Source organism: Streptomyces sp. Edi2, from assembly GCF_040253635.1.
Classification (GTDB): Bacteria; Actinomycetota; Actinomycetes; order Streptomycetales; family Streptomycetaceae; genus Streptomyces.
In genome coordinates this window covers 7,708,095-7,722,954 of record NZ_JBEJGX010000003.1, presented here as the reverse complement: position 1 = coordinate 7,722,954, position 14,860 = coordinate 7,708,095, and the positions used below count along the sequence as shown (strand labels likewise).

Below are 14,860 nucleotides of genomic sequence, written 5' to 3'. Positions count from 1 at the left end.
AATCACACGGTTTCCCCGGCGGCCATCCCGGCGGCGACCATCTCGGCGGTGATCGCCCAGCGCTCGTGGTCGCGCCAGGCACCGTCGACGAAGAGGAAGTCCGGGGAGAACCCCTCCAGCCGGAATCCGGCCCGCTTGACCAGGGCGATCGACCGCTCGTTGGCCGGCTGGACATTGACCTCCAGCCGGTGCAGCCCCATCTGTCCGAAGGCATGGCGCAGGACGAGCCGCAGGCCCTCGCTCATCAGCCCCCGCCCGGCGGCGTGCGCGAAGGCGCCGTAGCCGATCGCGCCGCAACGGAACGCGCCGTGCACGATGTTGTTGATCGTGAGGTAGCCGGCGATCCGGCCGCCGTCGAGCTCGCAGATCAGGAAGCCCGCGCGCTGCGGGTCCTGGAGCCGGTGCAGATAGGCGTCGTAAGCGGCGTCCTCGGCCGGCGGGAAGAGCCAGGGGCGGTGCAGATCCGCGCTCTGCCGGGCCAGCGCGGTGAACTCGTCCCGGTCGGCGGCGGTGAAGTGCCGGATGCCCACCCGCGGGCCCTGTGCGAGGTAGCGGTCGTTGGTCGTCACCGGAGGATCGTACGGAGAGGGAAGGCGGTGGGCCAGCAGTTTGCGGTGGTGCCGCCGCCAGTTGCGAGGGCCCCGCCCGACGTCACACCGGCGCCTGGCCTCCGGCCCACTCCCGGACCAAGGGGTCGTCTTCGGCTGTACCTGGCGCACGGCCCGGACGGCTTCGAGGGTTCGTCCGCCGTTGCCGGTGACGGGCTGCGGCGTGGTCATTTGCGCTCGCGCAGGAAGGTGAGGATCTCATCGCGGGTCGGGTAGTTCGGCAGGGGGGCCGGCTTGTCCTGAAGGAACGCAGTGATGACGGCGGCGGCTCGGTCGTTGTTGTCATCCAGCCCGTTCCACATGTGGTGTCCGACTCCGGGCATGTACTGCGTGCGCTGGATGGCGGGGTCATGGGCAAGGATGCTGGTCTCCCACTGACGGACCTGGGAGGAGCACTCGGCGATCATCAGCATCGCGGGGGTCCGGGACCGCCTCAGTAGCGGTGCGATGGAGGGCGAGTCCTTGACTGTCTGCTCGACGCGAAGGCTGGCGGCGGGGCTGAAGGAGAAGTTCTGTGCGGTGTTCTCGGCTGGTATGCGGTGCGCGTCGCGCGCGCAGTATGCGGATGCGGTGTCGCTGCCGAGGTCTGCGGCGGTGAAAGCGTTGTCGCCTTCGGCCTGTCCGATCAGTCCGGTGTCGGGGGTGAGAAGTCCGAGTCGCATGAGACCGAACGCCACGGCGTACCGGGGGACGTGTGTCGATCGCGGTCCGGTCATGGCCGGCGCGAGGCCCTGTGCGGATTTTCGGCCCTTGTGCCCGGTGATGTGTGCGGTGGGGCCGTCCATGGGGCCGGGCTCGGCGATGATCGCCCGGTGCAAGCGTGCGGCGACGCTCGGGTCGGCCAGGGCTCGGGTGAGCACGACCCCGCCTGAGGAGAATCCGAGCATGTCGACCTTGCCCTTGTTGAGGCGGTCGATGAAGGCGGCGAGGTCGCGGACCGACCTGGAGATCGTGTACTGGCCCATGGGGAGCAGGTCGCTTCGTCCGCCACCGGCCTGTTCGTAGGTGTAGACGTCGTAGCCCTGGCGTGCCAGGAGTTGCAGGAACCGGTGGTCGTGCACCGAGATGCCACGGACCGGTCCGCCGTTGAGGTATACGAACGGGATGGGATGCCTGGTGCCGGGGTTCGCGGGCGGGTAGTGATACACCGCGACCCGGCTGCCTGTGGGCAGGCTCCAGTGCTGCGTGGTCACGAACGGCAGGGCGGGCGGGTACCGCCGGTCCTTCGGCACGGTCGGGATGCAGACCGCCGCCGTCAATGCCGCCGCGACAACCACCGGCAGGAACGGCACGAGCCGCACCGGCCAAGTGCGGCGCCGACCCCGCCACATGGCGAGGACAGCCCCGACTCCAAGGGTCGTCAGCCATGCGGCGAGCCCCGAGCCTGCCCCGTCCGTGAGGGCGATCAGTGCGAGAAAGACGACGACCGGCGTCGCGACAGCGGCCAGGGCCAGCAGTAAGCGTCCGGTGAAGTGGACGAGGCGTATGGCGAACGTGGGCACAGCGGACCTCCAGTTTCAGAACACCGTTTCAAAACGACGTTATCAGAGCGGGTAGGCTGCTGGTCGTGGGTAGGCCGAGAACAAATGACGAGGCCGTCAAAGAGCGGCTTGTGGTGTGCGCGACCGAGATGCTCGCCACCCGTCCGCGGGAGTCGGTCACGGTCCGCGCCGTGGCCGCTGCCGCCGAGACGTCGACGACGGCGGTGTACTCCTTGTTCGGCGGTAAGGACAGGCTGATCGGTGCGGTGCGCGACAGAGCCGTCGCCGGCCTGTTCCAGGAACTGTCGGCGCTGCAGACCTCCGCGGACCCTCTCACCGACCTCTACGCGCTGGCCGTCGCGTACCGTCGTTGGGGGCGCGGACACAGCCACCTGTACACCGTGCTGTTCGGTGGTGTGCAGTCCTTCGATCCGTCGGGGGAGGCCGGCGCCAGTGACCCGATCCGCCCGCTCCTCGCGGCGATCGATCACGCGTTGGCGGCGTCCGTACTCGCCGGCGAAGCAACGTCGATCGCCCTGTCGATCTGGGCCACCCTGCACGGGCTCGTGACTCTCGAACTGGCTGGGGCCCTCGATGCCGCCACGGCCGAGGCCGCATTCCGACCGGCGATTCACGCCACGTTGCGCGGATGGGCGACCCCGGCGGTGTTCCGCAGCCTTCGCCAGGCCGAACTCGCTCCTTGACAGGATCAAGGCCGCAGGTCGAATGCGTAGCTGCGGACGCTGCCGGGCCGGTTGTACCGGGCGACGAAATCGATCAGATGCCGGCGTACCGGCTCGACAGCCCGCCCCTCCTCATCGAAGACAAGCCACGGCACCACGCCGGGTTCGCGGCCACATACCCCCACCGCGGCAGGCGAATCGATCGGGCATCACGCGAGAACTCGTCCAACTTTGCTGTGCTCCTTACTTGTTCGGATGCGCAACATCTACCGACTGGACCGGCTGGGGGATGCGCCGCGGCCCGGCGCGTCGCTCGGTAGTCCGGTCAACACCTCGTTGTCCCCCGCCTCCGCAACCACCCGCTCCTCTTGCCACACCGGCGCATCCGTGCCGCAGCGGCCGGGTGGGGTCGCCCAGGTGGCCGGGGCGCCGTGGAAGGAGACGGGCGGGAGGGCGTGGCGGAGCCGGCCGAGGGGGCTGTCGGTTTCGCGGAGGTGGTGCGCGAGGTCGTAGGCGCCGGCGCCGGGCGCCTCCGATTGCGGCCCGGGGGTCCCGGGTCCGGGGTGCGGCTCGGCGTCGTCCGCCAGGTCGTGCATCAGCCACCGCGCGGTGCGGGCCAGGGCGAGGGTGGCGAGGTGCGAGCCGCCGGTGCGGGACTGTTCGGTCAGTGCGCGGAGCACGGCCGCGGCCAGCAGGTATCCGGTTCCGTGGTCGAGTGCCTGGGCGGGGAGTGCGCCGGGAGTGCCGCTGCGCATCGCTCCGCCTCTGCTCTCTTCCGAGTCCTCGGGTACGGAGTCCGCGTCCGTCTCTGCGGCGGCGATTCCGGTGGCCACCTGCACCACACTGTCGAAGCCGCGCCGGCCGCCCCACGGCCCGTCGTCGCCCCAGGCGGAGAGCCGGGCCACCACCAGCCCCGGGCGGCGCGCGGTCAGTGCCTCGGGGGTGAGGCCGAAGCGGTCGAGTGCGCCGGGGCGGTAGCCGGTCACCACCACGTCCGCGCGGGAGAGCAGTTCCTCGAAGGAGGCGCGGCCGGCGGGTGAACCGAGGTCGAGGGCGGTGGACCGTTTGCCGAAGCCGGTGTCGCTGTGGGCGTCCTGACTCTCCGGCAGGTGGGGGGCGTCGATCCGCAGAACCTCCGCGCCGAGCAGGGCCAGCGTGCGGGTGGCCACCGGCCCGGCGATCACCCGGGTCAGATCCAGCACCCGCAGCCCGGCGGCCGGGAGCGTCGGCGGGCCGGCCGGTGGCGGCAGCCGGCGAGCCGGGGCGTCGCCGAGGGGGGCGAGGGTCAGCAGCGGGTGGGCGGCCACGGCGGCGCCCTGCGGGTGGGCGCGCCACTCCTCGGGGGTGCGGGCGGCGACGGCCAGTCCGCCCGCGGCACAGACCGTCTCCTCGATCTCCTCGGCCCGGCGGCCGGAGAGCGCGGCCCCGACCTCCGCTTCCCCGGCGGTCTCGGGGAGGTCCAGCGCGCGGAGCAACCGGGCGCGGTGGTGCGGATAGTTGGCGTGGGTGCGTACCCAGCCGTCGGCGGTGCGCCAGAAGCGGGAGAGCGGCGCGAAGGACGAGCAGGCGCGGCCGTCGACCCGCAGGTGGCGTTCGCTGAGGAAGGCGGTGGCCACCGCGCCGTCATCGACGCGTACGGCGGGCACCGGGCCGCCGTTGCGCCGGGCCGCCAGTTCGGCCGCGGCCAGCGCGCAGACCGCGACCGTGGACCGGGCCAGCGACATGACCGGCAGCCGGGCCGGCAGCAGACCGGGAGGACCGCCGTAGGTGATCCGTTCCGTCAGGGCCGGGTCGCCGCCCAGGGCCGCCCAGGCCAGCTCCGTACCGTTGTGCCCCGCAACCGCGTGTCCTCGCCCCATGGCGGCAGTCTGGCACGGGGCCCGGCTCACCGTTCCTAAAGACTGAGCGGGAGTGAGTCCTGTCGCCAGAACCCACGCTCAGCCGAGCGCCCCGAACGGTCTTGGGCGTTCTGGTCCACCGCGTTCCTGCCGCGTTCAGCTCCATCGGATCGTGTCCGTGGTCCGGGTACGCGGGGGCGGTTTCCCTCACGCCCCCGGTCACCTGGTCCGGCCTGGGCGGTCCGATGCCCGCGAGCATCGCTCTGGTGCTGGCGGGGCGGTGCCGTCCGTCGCCGGATCGGGTGTCCGAGGGAGCGCCTGCCGATGGCCACCGGGGCGGCGGCGTGTCGGCTGGTCTTGCGGTGTGTGGTGGTCAGCGGCTTCTGCCAGTGCTGCGCGCCCCACATGCTGGTGTAGGCAGGGTCGACGGCGATCACGCCGAGTCCGGTCTCCGCGCACATCGATAGCAGCCGGGCACGGAGTTTGCCGGTGGGGATGCCCGAGATGAGCTGCCGGAAGCTCTTCTTGCGGCCGTGTTTCTCGCGGGTCTTGGAGTCGGTGAAGTCGAGGTCTTCGATGGCGATGGCCTGGACGCCGGTGGTCTTGGCCCAGTGCAGCAGGCGGGTGAGGGCGTGGCGCAGTTGCGCGTCGTGGTGGTCAGCGGTGCCGGACAGGTCGTAGTCGAAGCGGCGCGGCTCACCGACCGGGTTGCCGTGCTCATCGAGCAGCCATGCGGCGAGGTGATCCGCGTTGGTGTCCACACCGACCACACCCTGCGCCCGCAGCGTGTCCAGCGGCACAGCGGGAAGGGCTTTACGGGTCCAGGACGCGTCCACGTACCAGCGGCCGGAGGCGGTGTCGAGGTGGACGCGGTAGGCCACGGCACGGTTCGCTTCGATGCGGTCGCGCCACTCCTGGCCCCGGTAGGGGAACACCGCCTTCGCCGCGAGGACGTACCGGCCGTGCTTCGCGTTCGCCAGCTCGGCCAGTGGCACGGGCAGCTTGATGCTGATCTCCCCATCGGGGGTGATCCGGATCGTCTCGTTCCCGAAGCGCTTCCCGCACTCCCCGTCGGCCGACAGGAACCAGCGTGCCGCCTCCCACCGCTCCCGCCACCGCGTTTCGTTCACAGCGGCGGCGGCCAGGTTGTGCCGGGTGTTCGCGAGCTTCCGGCCGCCGCGCACCACCGAGACCTTCCCCCTCTCCCGGTCAGCGGCAACAACCGAACGCCGCTTCTCCAAAACCGCCAGCCGCCGGGACTTGACGAACCACTCGTGTTTCGACCGGTAACCGCCCGGGGCACGCTTGCTGCCCTTCTCGCCGACCGGCAGCGACAGGCGGTGCCGCACCGTCTTGATACCGGCGTCCAGCCCTTGCAGATGAGCATGCTGAGCGCGCCGGGACAGGCCCCACTGATCATGCGTGCTGGAGGTGACCGAACCGGCCCAGCGGGACGACGAGGAGGCCGTCAGCTCACGCTTACGGTCAGCCCACGTGTGAGTGGAGTGCTCCAGGCCGTCAGCGCACCGCGCCTTGAGGTCAAGCGTTGCCAGCCGCCCCATGTGGCCGCCGACCAGACGCAACACCTTCTCGTCCTGGGCGGTGAGACCCCTGAGCCGGTCACGGATGCTCACCCCCGACGGCCCGTCAGCGACGAACGGACGGGAAATCGCCCGCAGCGGCTTCTTCGGCTCAGCCATGCGACGCCGCTTCAAGAGCCTTCGCCGCGCGGTTCTTCGCCGACCGGCGCCCGTACAGGCGGGCGCACAACGACGTCAGCACCTCGACCATGTCGCGGACCAGGTCGTCCTCAACCTCACCAGCATCCAAGACGACCAGACGACGGCCGGCCGCGGACAACGCGGCCTCAACCAGCTCCACATTCATCCGGCCCAACCGGTCCTTGTGCTCCACGACAACCGTGGTCACCTCAGGATCGGCCAGCAGCCGCTTCGCCTTCGACCTGCCGCCGTTCATGCCCGAACCGACCTCGGACTCCACACGCACAACCCGGTGACCGGCCGTGGCCGCCCACGCGACCAGACGCGCCAACTGCCGCTCCAGATCAGCCTTCTGATCATGCGAAGAGACCCGGGCATACAGGCCCAGCCCGCCAACCGCCTCCGGCGCGGCGTTCGCCTCGATGTTCACCAGAACCATGCGCGGCCCGACCCTCTGAGCCGGTACCGGCAGCGTCCCCTCACGGAACCAGCGATACGCGGTCTGCGGATGCACACCCTGCGCCTTCGCCCATTCCGTCAGATTCACACGCTGACAACGACACTCACTCACGCATGGTTACGCTCACTTACCCGACTTCGAGAGCCAGCAGTTGAAAACCCCCGCGCCGCCAGCCGGCGGTGGAAGCGGCGCAGCACCGTGCGGACCACGAACGGGTGGACACGGCGGACCACGGCGAAGTAGAGACGGCCGGCCGTGCGGTGGATACGGACGACCGTGCCGAGCGTGACGTAGCCGTCCGCGAGATGGATCGAGGCGCGGAAGTCCAGGTGGCGGGCGTCCTCGCCGAGCAGGATCTCGTCCTCCGTGCGCCCGAGGACGGAGAAGCCCGCCCGGCCCAGCATGTCCTGCCAGGCCTCCGGTTCCCGCGGCATACCGGGGCGCAGCTCCAGCTGCCAGGCGTCCTGGAAGTCCGGGTGCGGGAAGGCACCGTGCGCCAGGCGGGCCGTGGCGGGGAGGGGAACGGCCCGGGGCCGGTCGCCGAGCAGCCGGTGGAACGGGCGTGGTCGGGCGGACCGGCCGGGCGGGGCCCCGACGGTCGTGGCGGGGGCGGTACGGGCACGGACCTTGCGGACGGTACGCACAGGGCACCTCCATACGGTGGCGTATGTTTTTCCGTACGGTACCGTATGGAAATGGCGGCACAGCGAGCGAAGACACCCCGCGACTCCGGCGCACGGCAGCGGCTGACCGCCGCGGACTGGGCCGATGCCGCCCTGACGGCCATGGGCGAGGGCGGCATTGCCGCGGTGGCCGTGGAGCCGCTGGCCGCCCGGCTGGGCGCCACCAAGGGCAGCTTCTACTGGCACTTCACCAACCGGGACGCGCTGATCGAGGCCGCGCTGGAGCGCTGGGAAGAGGTCAGCACGGAGGCTGTGATCACCGAGGTGGAGGCCGAGCCCGACCCCGGCGAACGGCTGCGGCGCCTGCTCCTGATGGCCGCGAACCGGTCCGCCGCGGACCCGCGGGACATCTCCCTGCTGGCGAGCGCCGCGCATCCGCGGGTGGCCGCCGCGCTCGCCCGGGTGACCGCCCGGCGCCTCGGTTATCTCGACGCGCTCTTCGCGGAGCTGGGCTTCCCCGAGGACGAGGCCCAGCGCCGCGGCCTGCTCGCCTACACCGCCTTCCTCGGGCACACCCAGCTCGGACATGCCGTCCCGCAGAGCCTGCCGGACGGTGCCGCCCGCGACCGCTATCTGGACGGGGTAATCGAAACCCTCGTACGGCCCTGAACGGAGGTGAAGGTTCCGAAAATGTGCGAACCTGAACGAAAATGGCCGGACTGCGCGTAGACGTGCCCGGTACCCGAGGCATGAGGTGAGATCAGCGCGGCGAGCACGGCGCGCTTCAGCATTGACATCTCACACCCCGAGCAGCTCGATCCACTTGAGCTCCTCGTACGGGAGGAATTCCGTGACCGAAGCCATCTCCTACTTTCAGGACCGCACCTGTCCCTACCACCCGCCCGCCGACTACCAGCCGCTGCGGGAGACCGGACCACTGACGCAGGTCGCGCTCTATGACGGCCGCAAGGTATGGGCGGTAACCGGCCACAGCGAGGCGCGGGCGCTGCTGAGCGACCAGCGTCTCTCCTCCGACCGGCAGAATCCCGCCTTCCCGATGCCGGTCGCGCGCTTCGCGGCGATCCGCCAGGTCAGGACCCCGCTGCTCGGGGTCGACGACCCCGAGCACAACACCCAGCGCCGGATGCTGATCCCCAGCTTCAGCGTGAAGCGGATCGCGGCGCTGCGGCCGGACATCCACCGGGTCGTCGACGATCTGCTCGACCGGATGCTGGCCGAGGGCCCGCCCGCCGAGCTGGTCTCCGCGTTCGCGCTGCCGGTGCCCTCGATGGTGATCTGCTCACTGCTCGGCGTCCCGTACTCCGACCACGAGTTCTTCGAGGGCGAGTCCAGCCGCCTGCTGCGCAGCCGTACGGCCGAGGAGGCGGAGGCCGCCCGGACCGAACTGGAGGATTACTTCACCGAGCTGATCGCCCACAAGCAGAAGAACCCGGGCGAGGGGCTGCTCGACGAACTGATCGAGGAGCGGCTGCGGACCGGCGACCTCACCCATGAGGACCTGGTCAGGCTCGCCATGATCCTGCTGGTGGCCGGCCATGAGACCACCGCCAACATGATCTCGCTCGGCACCTTCACCCTGCTCGAACACCCCGAGCAGCTGGCGCAGCTCAAGGCCGAGGAGGGCCTGATGCCGGCCGCCATCGAGGAGCTGCTGCGGTTCCTGTCCATCGCGGACGGCATGCTGCGGGTGGCCACGGAGGACATCGAGATCGGCGGGCAGCTCATCCGCGCCGACGACGGCGTGCTGTTCCCCACCTCGCTGATCAACCGGGACGAGGCCGCCTATCCGTCGCCGGACGAGCTGGACCTCGACCGTTCGGCCCGCCACCACGTGGCGTTCGGCTTCGGGATCCACCAGTGCCTGGGGCAGAACCTCGCCCGCGCCGAGATGGACATCGCGCTGCGCTCGCTGTTCACCAGGATCCCGGACCTGCGGCTCGCCGTGCCGGCCGCCGAGATTCCCTTCAAGCCGGGCGACACCCTGCAAGGAATGATCGAACTGCCGCTGGCCTGGTAGCAGCCGTGACGGCAGACGAACGAAAGGGGTCCGGGATGCGGATCACCATCGACACCGACCGCTGTATCGGCGCCGGCCAGTGCGCCCTGACCGCGCCGGAGGTCTTCACCCAGGACGACGACGGTTTCAGCGCCCTGCTGCCCGGCCGTGAGGACGGCGCGGGCGACCCGCTGGTGCGAGAGGCCGCCCGCGCCTGCCCCGTGCAGGCCATCTCGGTCACGGACGACTGAGCCACCACCCCCGCGGACGGCCCGGCTGACGCGCGCGGCTCCCGGCCGGCACCCGGCCCGCGGTGCGCCCGGCACCTTCCGCCCTCCTCCTTCTGTCCCTACGGCCTCCACCCCATCCGCTACCGCAACACCCCTTGTGTGACGGGAAGTTCGAGCACCCCGGTGTCCTGGGGCGTGGCACTGACCGTCACCGGCTTGATCCCCCGGTTGCCCGCATAGGCGTCGTCGCTCGCGGCGATGACCAAGCGCAGCCGGTGCCCCGGCTCGTAACGGTGCACGAGGCCCGGCAGTTCCACGGTGAACCTCCGCGTCACATCGGCCACCCGGGCCGGGGCCACCAACCGGTGCACCAGCGTCTTCCTGCCGTCCGGCGCGATGTCGTAGAGCTTGGCGAAGAGCACCAGCTTGTCGGCCGCGTCCGAGGAGTTCCGTACCCGCTCGGCCTGCGGTGAGGAGACCTTCAGCGTCACTCTGGGCGCGCCCACCACGTCCACCGGCCCGCCCGCCACCGGCCGCGACGTCCAGTCCAGGTAGGTGCCGCGGGCGTCGTAGGGCGCCACGTCCGGCAGGCCGAGCAGCCCGGACAGGGAACTCTCGGAGTGGCTGGTGGCCGTCCGCAGATTGCGGTACTCCCGGCTGCCGCGCACCACCTCACCACGACGGCCGACGAGTGTGCCGTCCCCGGAGAGGTACAGCCGCCGGCTGCCGCCCGCCGGGAAGACGGGCGAGGTGGCGTAGGCGGACCCGCCGGCCACCCAGTCCCGGTAGTAGGCGAAGGCCGGGCCGGTGGCGGCAGCCGTCCGATGGCGCAGATACCGGTCGAACCACGCAAGGATCCGCCGTCCGACATAGCTGGTGTCCAGATTGCCCTGCGCCGGGTCGAGTTCCCCCCGCGCCGGCTTCCGCATCCCGCCGCTGTGGCCCCAGGACTGCCAGATCATCGCGACCGGGGTGCCCTGTGCGGCCAGCGTCCGGTAGCCGGCGGCGGCCTCGTTGAGGTTGAACAGGCTGTCGTTCTGGCCCTGGACCAGCAGTGTCGGCGCCTTGACCGAGGCCAGATACGAGACCGGGGAGACACTGCGCGCATAGGCGAGCACGGCCCGGGTCCGCGCGGCCGGGTACCTGCCGGAATCCAGCAGCCGTTTGGTCTCGCAGGCCCGCGCGACGAAGTGCAGACAGCCGGCGCCGCCGGCCCGCGACGGGTCGAGGTTCGGGTGCAGCAGCCCCTGCGCCTCGCCGATCAGGAAGAACCCGTTGGTCCACTGCCATTTGTAGGCACCGGGCAGCGGTCCGCCGGCGCCCTGCGTGCGGCCCGCGTTGTCGGGGGCGAGGGAGTAGGAGAGATCGTTCCAGGTGATGAGGGGGACCAGTGCGTCGACCCGGTGGTCGACGGCGGCGGTGGCCAGTTGGACCGCCCCGCCGTAGGACGCACCGATCATGCCCACCCGCGGATCGCCCGCCCCGTCCTTGGCGACATAGTCGATACGTGTCCCGTCGTCGGCCGTCCGGGCACCGGCCAGCAGGTCGACCAGCCCGCTTGCCGCCCGCCCGTCGATGCGGGGGTCGTCCAGGGAGATCGGGCAGCCGGTCTTGCCGAAGCCGAGTCCGGAGTAGGCCAGCGCCACATAGCCGCGGGCGGCGAAGGCCTTGGCGAGGGCGCCGGTCGGGCCGTCCGCCTTGTCGCCGCCGAAGCCGTTGGTGGTCAGCACGGCGGGCGCCGGACGGGCGGCGACGGCACCGGCCGGGCGGTAGACGTCCGCGTCAAGGGTGCACTTGCGGCCACCGGCCCGGACGGTGACCTTCAGCGCGGTGACGGTGTACGGGGCGGTGGCGGCCACCGCGGGTGCGGGGGCGGTCAGGGCGAGAGGGGTGACGAGGGCGGAACCGGCCAGCAGGGCGAGGGACATGCGGAGCAGGGGGCGGCGGAGCGGGGGGCGGCGAAACACGCCGCGGGCCACGTCGCAGGACATGCCACGGGACATGCCTCGGGACACACAGCCTCGGGGCACGCTGGGCATGAAGACCTCCACACACGTTGCACCAACCAGTCGGTAGCGGCGGGCTCATGCTGTGTGACGGGGAGAGGGAATGCAACGGCCCTGGCGTGCGCCGCCGTTAGGACGTCAGTTCACGGCCGAACGAGGGAGGCCGTGGCCGCGGCGCGCGGCCCGCTCAGACGGTCGCCGTTCGCTCGAAGGTCAGCGTGCCGGCCGTCGCGTCCAGCTCCGCGGGGACGCCCAGCGGCAAGGTCAGCGCGGAGTCGCCGTGCCCGAAGCCGAACTCCTCGGCCACCGGCACCCCGAGCCCGCCCAGCCGGTCCCGCAGTACCTCCCGCACCCGTTCGTAGGGACCGCAGCCGGCCCAGGACCCGAGCACGATGCCGGCGACACCGTCCAGCCAGCCGGCTCGCAGGAGTTGGGTGAGCGCGCGGTCGAGACGGTACGGCGGTTCGCCGATGTCCTCCAGCATCAGAAGACCGCCCGCCGCACCGCGCCTGGCCCGCGGGGTGCCCACCTCGGTGGCGAGCATGGTCAGACAGCCGCCGAGGGTGACGCCGCGGGCCCGCCCGGGCACCAGCGGCCGGGCGGTCGGCGACACCAGGGCCCGGACGGTCTCGGGCGCGAAGAGCGTGCGCCGCAGATGCTCGCGGGTGGCGTCGTCCTTGAGGAAGACCTCACCCGCCACGGCCGGCCCGTGCAGGGTGGACACCCCGGCGCGCACCGCGAACGCCTCGTGCAGCACCGTCACATCGCTGAAGCCGACCAGTGGTTTGGGGGCCGCGGCCCGGAGGGCGTCCCAGTCCAGCAGGTCGACCATCCGCTGGGCACCGTAGCCGCCCCGTGCCGCGAACACGGCCTTGACGGCGGGGTCGCACCAGGCCTGCTGCAGGTCGTGGGCCCGCTCCTCGTCGGCCGCGGCCAGATAGCGCAGGGTCGGGTGGGTGTCCCTGGCGTGCGGCGCGGCGACCGGGTCGAGGTCCCAGCCCCGCAGTACGTCCAGCCCGCGGTCCAGCCGCTCCGGTGCGAGGGGACCGCTGGGTGCCACCACCGCCACCCGGTCGCCGGGCCGCAGCCGCGGCGGCCGCACCGGCTCCGCCGCGGTCATCCGCGCAGCTCCAGCTCCGGGACATCGCTCCGGGCGAGTCCGAAGGTCTGGGAATACAGGGAGAGTTCGGCTTCCACGGCCCGCACGATGGTGTCCGCCCGGCGGAAGCCGTGCCCCTCCCCCGCAAAGGCCAGATAGGCGTGCGGGGTACCGCGCCCGGCGACCGCGGCGAGGAACCGTTCGCACTGCACGGGCGGGCAGATCACATCGTCCAGGCCCTGGAGCAGCAGGAACGGCGCGGCGATACGGTCCGCGCGGTGCAGCGGCGAGCGTTCGCGGTAGCGGTCGGGCACCTCCGCGAGCGGACCGACCAGCGACTCCAGATACTGCGATTCGAAGTCATGGGTCTCGTCGGTGGCCCAGCCGGTCAGGTCCAGGATCGGGTAGCTGATGGTGCCGCAGGCGTAGAGGTCGGTGGCGGTCAGGGAGGCGGCGGTGGTCCAGCCGCCGGCGCTGCCGCCGCGGATGGCCAGCCGCGCACGGTCGGCGGTGCCCTCGTCGGCCAGCGCCCGGGCGACGGCGGCGCAGTCCTCGACGTCCACCACGCCCCACTGGCCGCGCAACCGCTCGCGGTACTCCCGGCCGTAGCCCGTCGACCCGCCGTAGTTGACCTCGGCGATACCGATGCCCCGGGAGGTGAAGTAGGCGATCTCCAGGTCGAGCACCATGGGGGCGTGGCCGGTGGGGCCGCCGTGCGCCCACACCACGAAGGGCGGCAACTCGCCGTCGGGCGCCCGGTGGTCGGGGTTGTGCGGCGGATAGATATGGGCGTGGATGTCCCGTCCGCCGGGGCCGGTGAAGGTACGGCTCCGCGGCCGGGGGTAGTAGGCCGGGTCCAGGACGTCGGCGTGCCGGCAGGCGATCACCCGGGTGCGTCCGGTGCAGGTGTCCAGCTCGGCGATCTCGTACGAGCTGTGCGGGCCGGCGGCGATACCGAGGACGCGGCTGCCCTGCACGGCGAGGGTGGGCGCCCACTCCGTCCACGGGCCGGCGGAGTCGACGAGTTCGCCGGTCACCGGGTCGAGGATGCCCAGGGTGGTGGATCCGCGGCCGTGGATCACCGCGACGGTGCCGTTCTCCAGGGGCAGGAACCAGCGCTGCCCGACATTCCACAGCGGCCCGCCGAACTCCTCCTGCCGGGAGGGGCACAGGGCCACCGCGCCATCGCCCTCGCCGGGGCCCGGCTCCTCCCCCACGCCCGGCTGCGCGCCCCCGCCGTCGGGATCGATGCGCTGCACCTCCCACCAGCCGCTGCGGTCCGAGACGAAGAGCAGCGAGCCGTCCGCCGCCCACTCGATCTGCGCGACGGACTCCCCGGCAGCGCCGCCGTCCGGCTCGCCGGTGCCGAGGTTGCCGACGAGCGGCCGGATGTCCTCGAACTCGCCCTTGCCGGTGACCCTTGCCACCATCGCCAGCGTGCCCTCCCAGGGCATCAGGGGGTGGTCCCAGGCGATCCATGCGGCCCGCCGCCCGTCCGCGGAGATCCGGGGGCCGGTCACAAAGCGGTGCCGGTCATCGCTCAACTCCCGTACCCGGGAGCGGTTTTCGGCGGCGGAACCATCGAGCGGCACGGCCGCGATCACCCTGCGCACATCGGTCGGCCGGTCGCCCGTGAACTCCTCCAGGACGCACCACACCTCGCCGAGTTCGGGGCGCAGTACCGGATCGACCCAGCGCAGTCCGGCGCCGATGCCGGAGAGCGGGGTGAGCGGGCGCGGGTCGCCGTCGCCGCCGCCGTCCGGTGTGCAGACGTACAGCCGCTGGTCGGCGAAGTTGCTGAAGACCAGGAGCGGTCCGTGCTCGGTGACCGTGCCGGCCCAGGGCTGGCCGCCGTACTCCAGCACCCGGCTGCGGACGTTCCAGGGCGCGGGCAGCACCGACTCCTCGGTGCCGTCCGGCCGCCGGCGGACCAGCGCCCGCCGGCCGCCCTCCGCGGGCCGCGGCTCCGTCCACCACACCTCGTCGCCGACCGCGCCGACAAAGGCCGGCCGGCCGTCGTGCGCGGCGACCGCCCGGGCATCTATCGGGGACGTCCAGCCGCCGTACGGAGCCGTGGTCACCATCTGCAGTTCC

At 71.9% G+C, this 14,860-nt stretch carries 13 protein-coding genes; 4 read left to right on the top strand and 9 right to left on the bottom strand.

What is annotated here, in order from left to right; all coding sequences use genetic code 11:
• Nucleotides 1–2: 2 nt before the first annotated feature.
• Both ABR737_RS37165 and ABR737_RS37160 read right to left on the bottom strand, forming a co-directional pair.
• Nucleotides 3–569: a GNAT family N-acetyltransferase gene (locus ABR737_RS37165; RefSeq protein WP_350255564.1), complete on the bottom strand. Its 567-nt coding sequence runs from the start codon at nt 567–569 to the stop codon at nt 3–5.
• A 206-nt stretch (nt 570–775) separates the two neighbouring features.
• Entirely contained in the window at nt 776–2,110 is a 1,335-nt protein-coding gene (locus ABR737_RS37160) for an alpha/beta hydrolase (RefSeq protein WP_350255563.1), read from the bottom strand.
• A gap of 65 nt (nt 2,111–2,175) precedes the next feature.
• On the opposite strand from ABR737_RS37160, the gene ABR737_RS37155 reads away from it, so the two are divergent.
• A complete protein-coding gene (locus ABR737_RS37155; protein ID WP_350255562.1) occupies nt 2,176–2,793 on the top strand; it encodes a TetR/AcrR family transcriptional regulator in 618 nt (205 codons plus the stop codon).
• 245 nt (nt 2,794–3,038) lie between these two features.
• Here the strand turns inward: ABR737_RS37155 and ABR737_RS37150 are convergent, their stop codons facing one another.
• The 4 genes from ABR737_RS37150 to ABR737_RS37135 are packed head-to-tail and all read right to left on the bottom strand — an operon-like array spanning nt 3,039 to nt 7,435.
• Nucleotides 3,039–4,631 (bottom strand): CoA transferase, encoded by a 1,593-nt coding sequence (locus tag ABR737_RS37150; RefSeq protein WP_350255561.1) that lies wholly within the window; start codon nt 4,629–4,631, stop codon nt 3,039–3,041.
• Nucleotides 4,632–4,666: 35 nt separating this feature from the next.
• Nucleotides 4,667–6,310 (bottom strand): IS200/IS605 family accessory protein TnpB-related protein, encoded by a 1,644-nt coding sequence (locus ABR737_RS37145; protein ID WP_350250254.1) that lies wholly within the window; start codon nt 6,308–6,310, stop codon nt 4,667–4,669.
• Complete coding sequence (locus ABR737_RS37140; protein WP_350255560.1) at nt 6,303–6,878, bottom strand: IS607 family transposase; 576 nt, start codon at nt 6,876–6,878, stop codon at nt 6,303–6,305. Before ABR737_RS37140 ends, ABR737_RS37145 begins: the two co-directional genes overlap by 8 nt.
• A gap of 20 nt (nt 6,879–6,898) precedes the next feature.
• A complete protein-coding gene (locus ABR737_RS37135; protein ID WP_350255559.1) occupies nt 6,899–7,435 on the bottom strand; it encodes a DUF2867 domain-containing protein in 537 nt (178 codons plus the stop codon).
• A 45-nt stretch (nt 7,436–7,480) separates the two neighbouring features.
• Between ABR737_RS37135 and ABR737_RS37130 the strand changes: the two genes are divergently transcribed.
• The 3 genes from ABR737_RS37130 to ABR737_RS37120 all read left to right on the top strand — a co-directional run bounded on the left by ABR737_RS37130 (nt 7,481) and on the right by ABR737_RS37120 (nt 9,682).
• Nucleotides 7,481–8,083, top strand: a complete 603-nt coding sequence (locus ABR737_RS37130) for a TetR/AcrR family transcriptional regulator (RefSeq protein WP_350255558.1) — start codon at nt 7,481–7,483, stop codon at nt 8,081–8,083.
• 181 nt (nt 8,084–8,264) lie between these two features.
• A complete protein-coding gene (locus tag ABR737_RS37125) occupies nt 8,265–9,452 on the top strand; it encodes a cytochrome P450 (RefSeq protein WP_350255557.1) in 1,188 nt (395 codons plus the stop codon).
• Nucleotides 9,453–9,487: 35 nt separating this feature from the next.
• A complete protein-coding gene (locus tag ABR737_RS37120; RefSeq protein WP_350255556.1) occupies nt 9,488–9,682 on the top strand; it encodes a ferredoxin in 195 nt (64 codons plus the stop codon).
• Nucleotides 9,683–9,801: 119 nt separating this feature from the next.
• Here ABR737_RS37120 and ABR737_RS37115 read toward each other — a convergent pair whose 3' ends face one another.
• The 3 genes from ABR737_RS37115 to ABR737_RS37105 all read right to left on the bottom strand — a co-directional run bounded on the left by ABR737_RS37115 (nt 9,802) and on the right by ABR737_RS37105 (nt 14,850).
• Nucleotides 9,802–11,589 carry a CocE/NonD family hydrolase gene (locus ABR737_RS37115; protein ID WP_350255555.1) on the bottom strand — a complete coding sequence of 596 codons (1,788 nt, stop codon included), beginning with the start codon at nt 11,587–11,589 and terminating at the stop codon, nt 9,802–9,804.
• Nucleotides 11,590–11,854: 265 nt separating this feature from the next.
• Complete coding sequence (locus ABR737_RS37110; RefSeq protein WP_350255554.1) at nt 11,855–12,787, bottom strand: S66 peptidase family protein; 933 nt, start codon at nt 12,785–12,787, stop codon at nt 11,855–11,857.
• Nucleotides 12,784–14,850, bottom strand: coding sequence for a prolyl oligopeptidase family serine peptidase (locus ABR737_RS37105; RefSeq protein ID WP_350255553.1), 2,067 nt, complete (start codon nt 14,848–14,850; stop codon nt 12,784–12,786). Before ABR737_RS37105 ends, ABR737_RS37110 begins: the two co-directional genes overlap by 4 nt.
• Between the last annotated feature and the right edge of the window lie 10 nt (nt 14,851–14,860).

Bases quoted from the DNA above. Each gene is read 5' to 3' on its own strand.
- ABR737_RS37150 (WP_350255561.1), bottom strand. From the start codon at position 4,631: ATGGGGCGAGGACACGCGGTTGCGGGGCACAACGGTACGGAGCTGGCC.
- ABR737_RS37145 (WP_350250254.1), bottom strand. From the start codon at position 6,310: ATGGCTGAGCCGAAGAAGCCGCTGCGGGCGATTTCCCGTCCGTTCGTC.
- ABR737_RS37130 (WP_350255558.1), top strand. From the start codon at position 7,481: ATGGAAATGGCGGCACAGCGAGCGAAGACACCCCGCGACTCCGGCGCA.
- ABR737_RS37120 (WP_350255556.1), top strand. From the start codon at position 9,488: ATGCGGATCACCATCGACACCGACCGCTGTATCGGCGCCGGCCAGTGC.
- ABR737_RS37115 (WP_350255555.1), bottom strand. From the start codon at position 11,589: ATGTCCCTCGCCCTGCTGGCCGGTTCCGCCCTCGTCACCCCTCTCGCC.
- ABR737_RS37110 (WP_350255554.1), bottom strand. From the start codon at position 12,787: ATGACCGCGGCGGAGCCGGTGCGGCCGCCGCGGCTGCGGCCCGGCGAC.
- ABR737_RS37105 (WP_350255553.1), bottom strand. From the start codon at position 14,850: ATGGTGACCACGGCTCCGTACGGCGGCTGGACGTCCCCGATAGATGCC.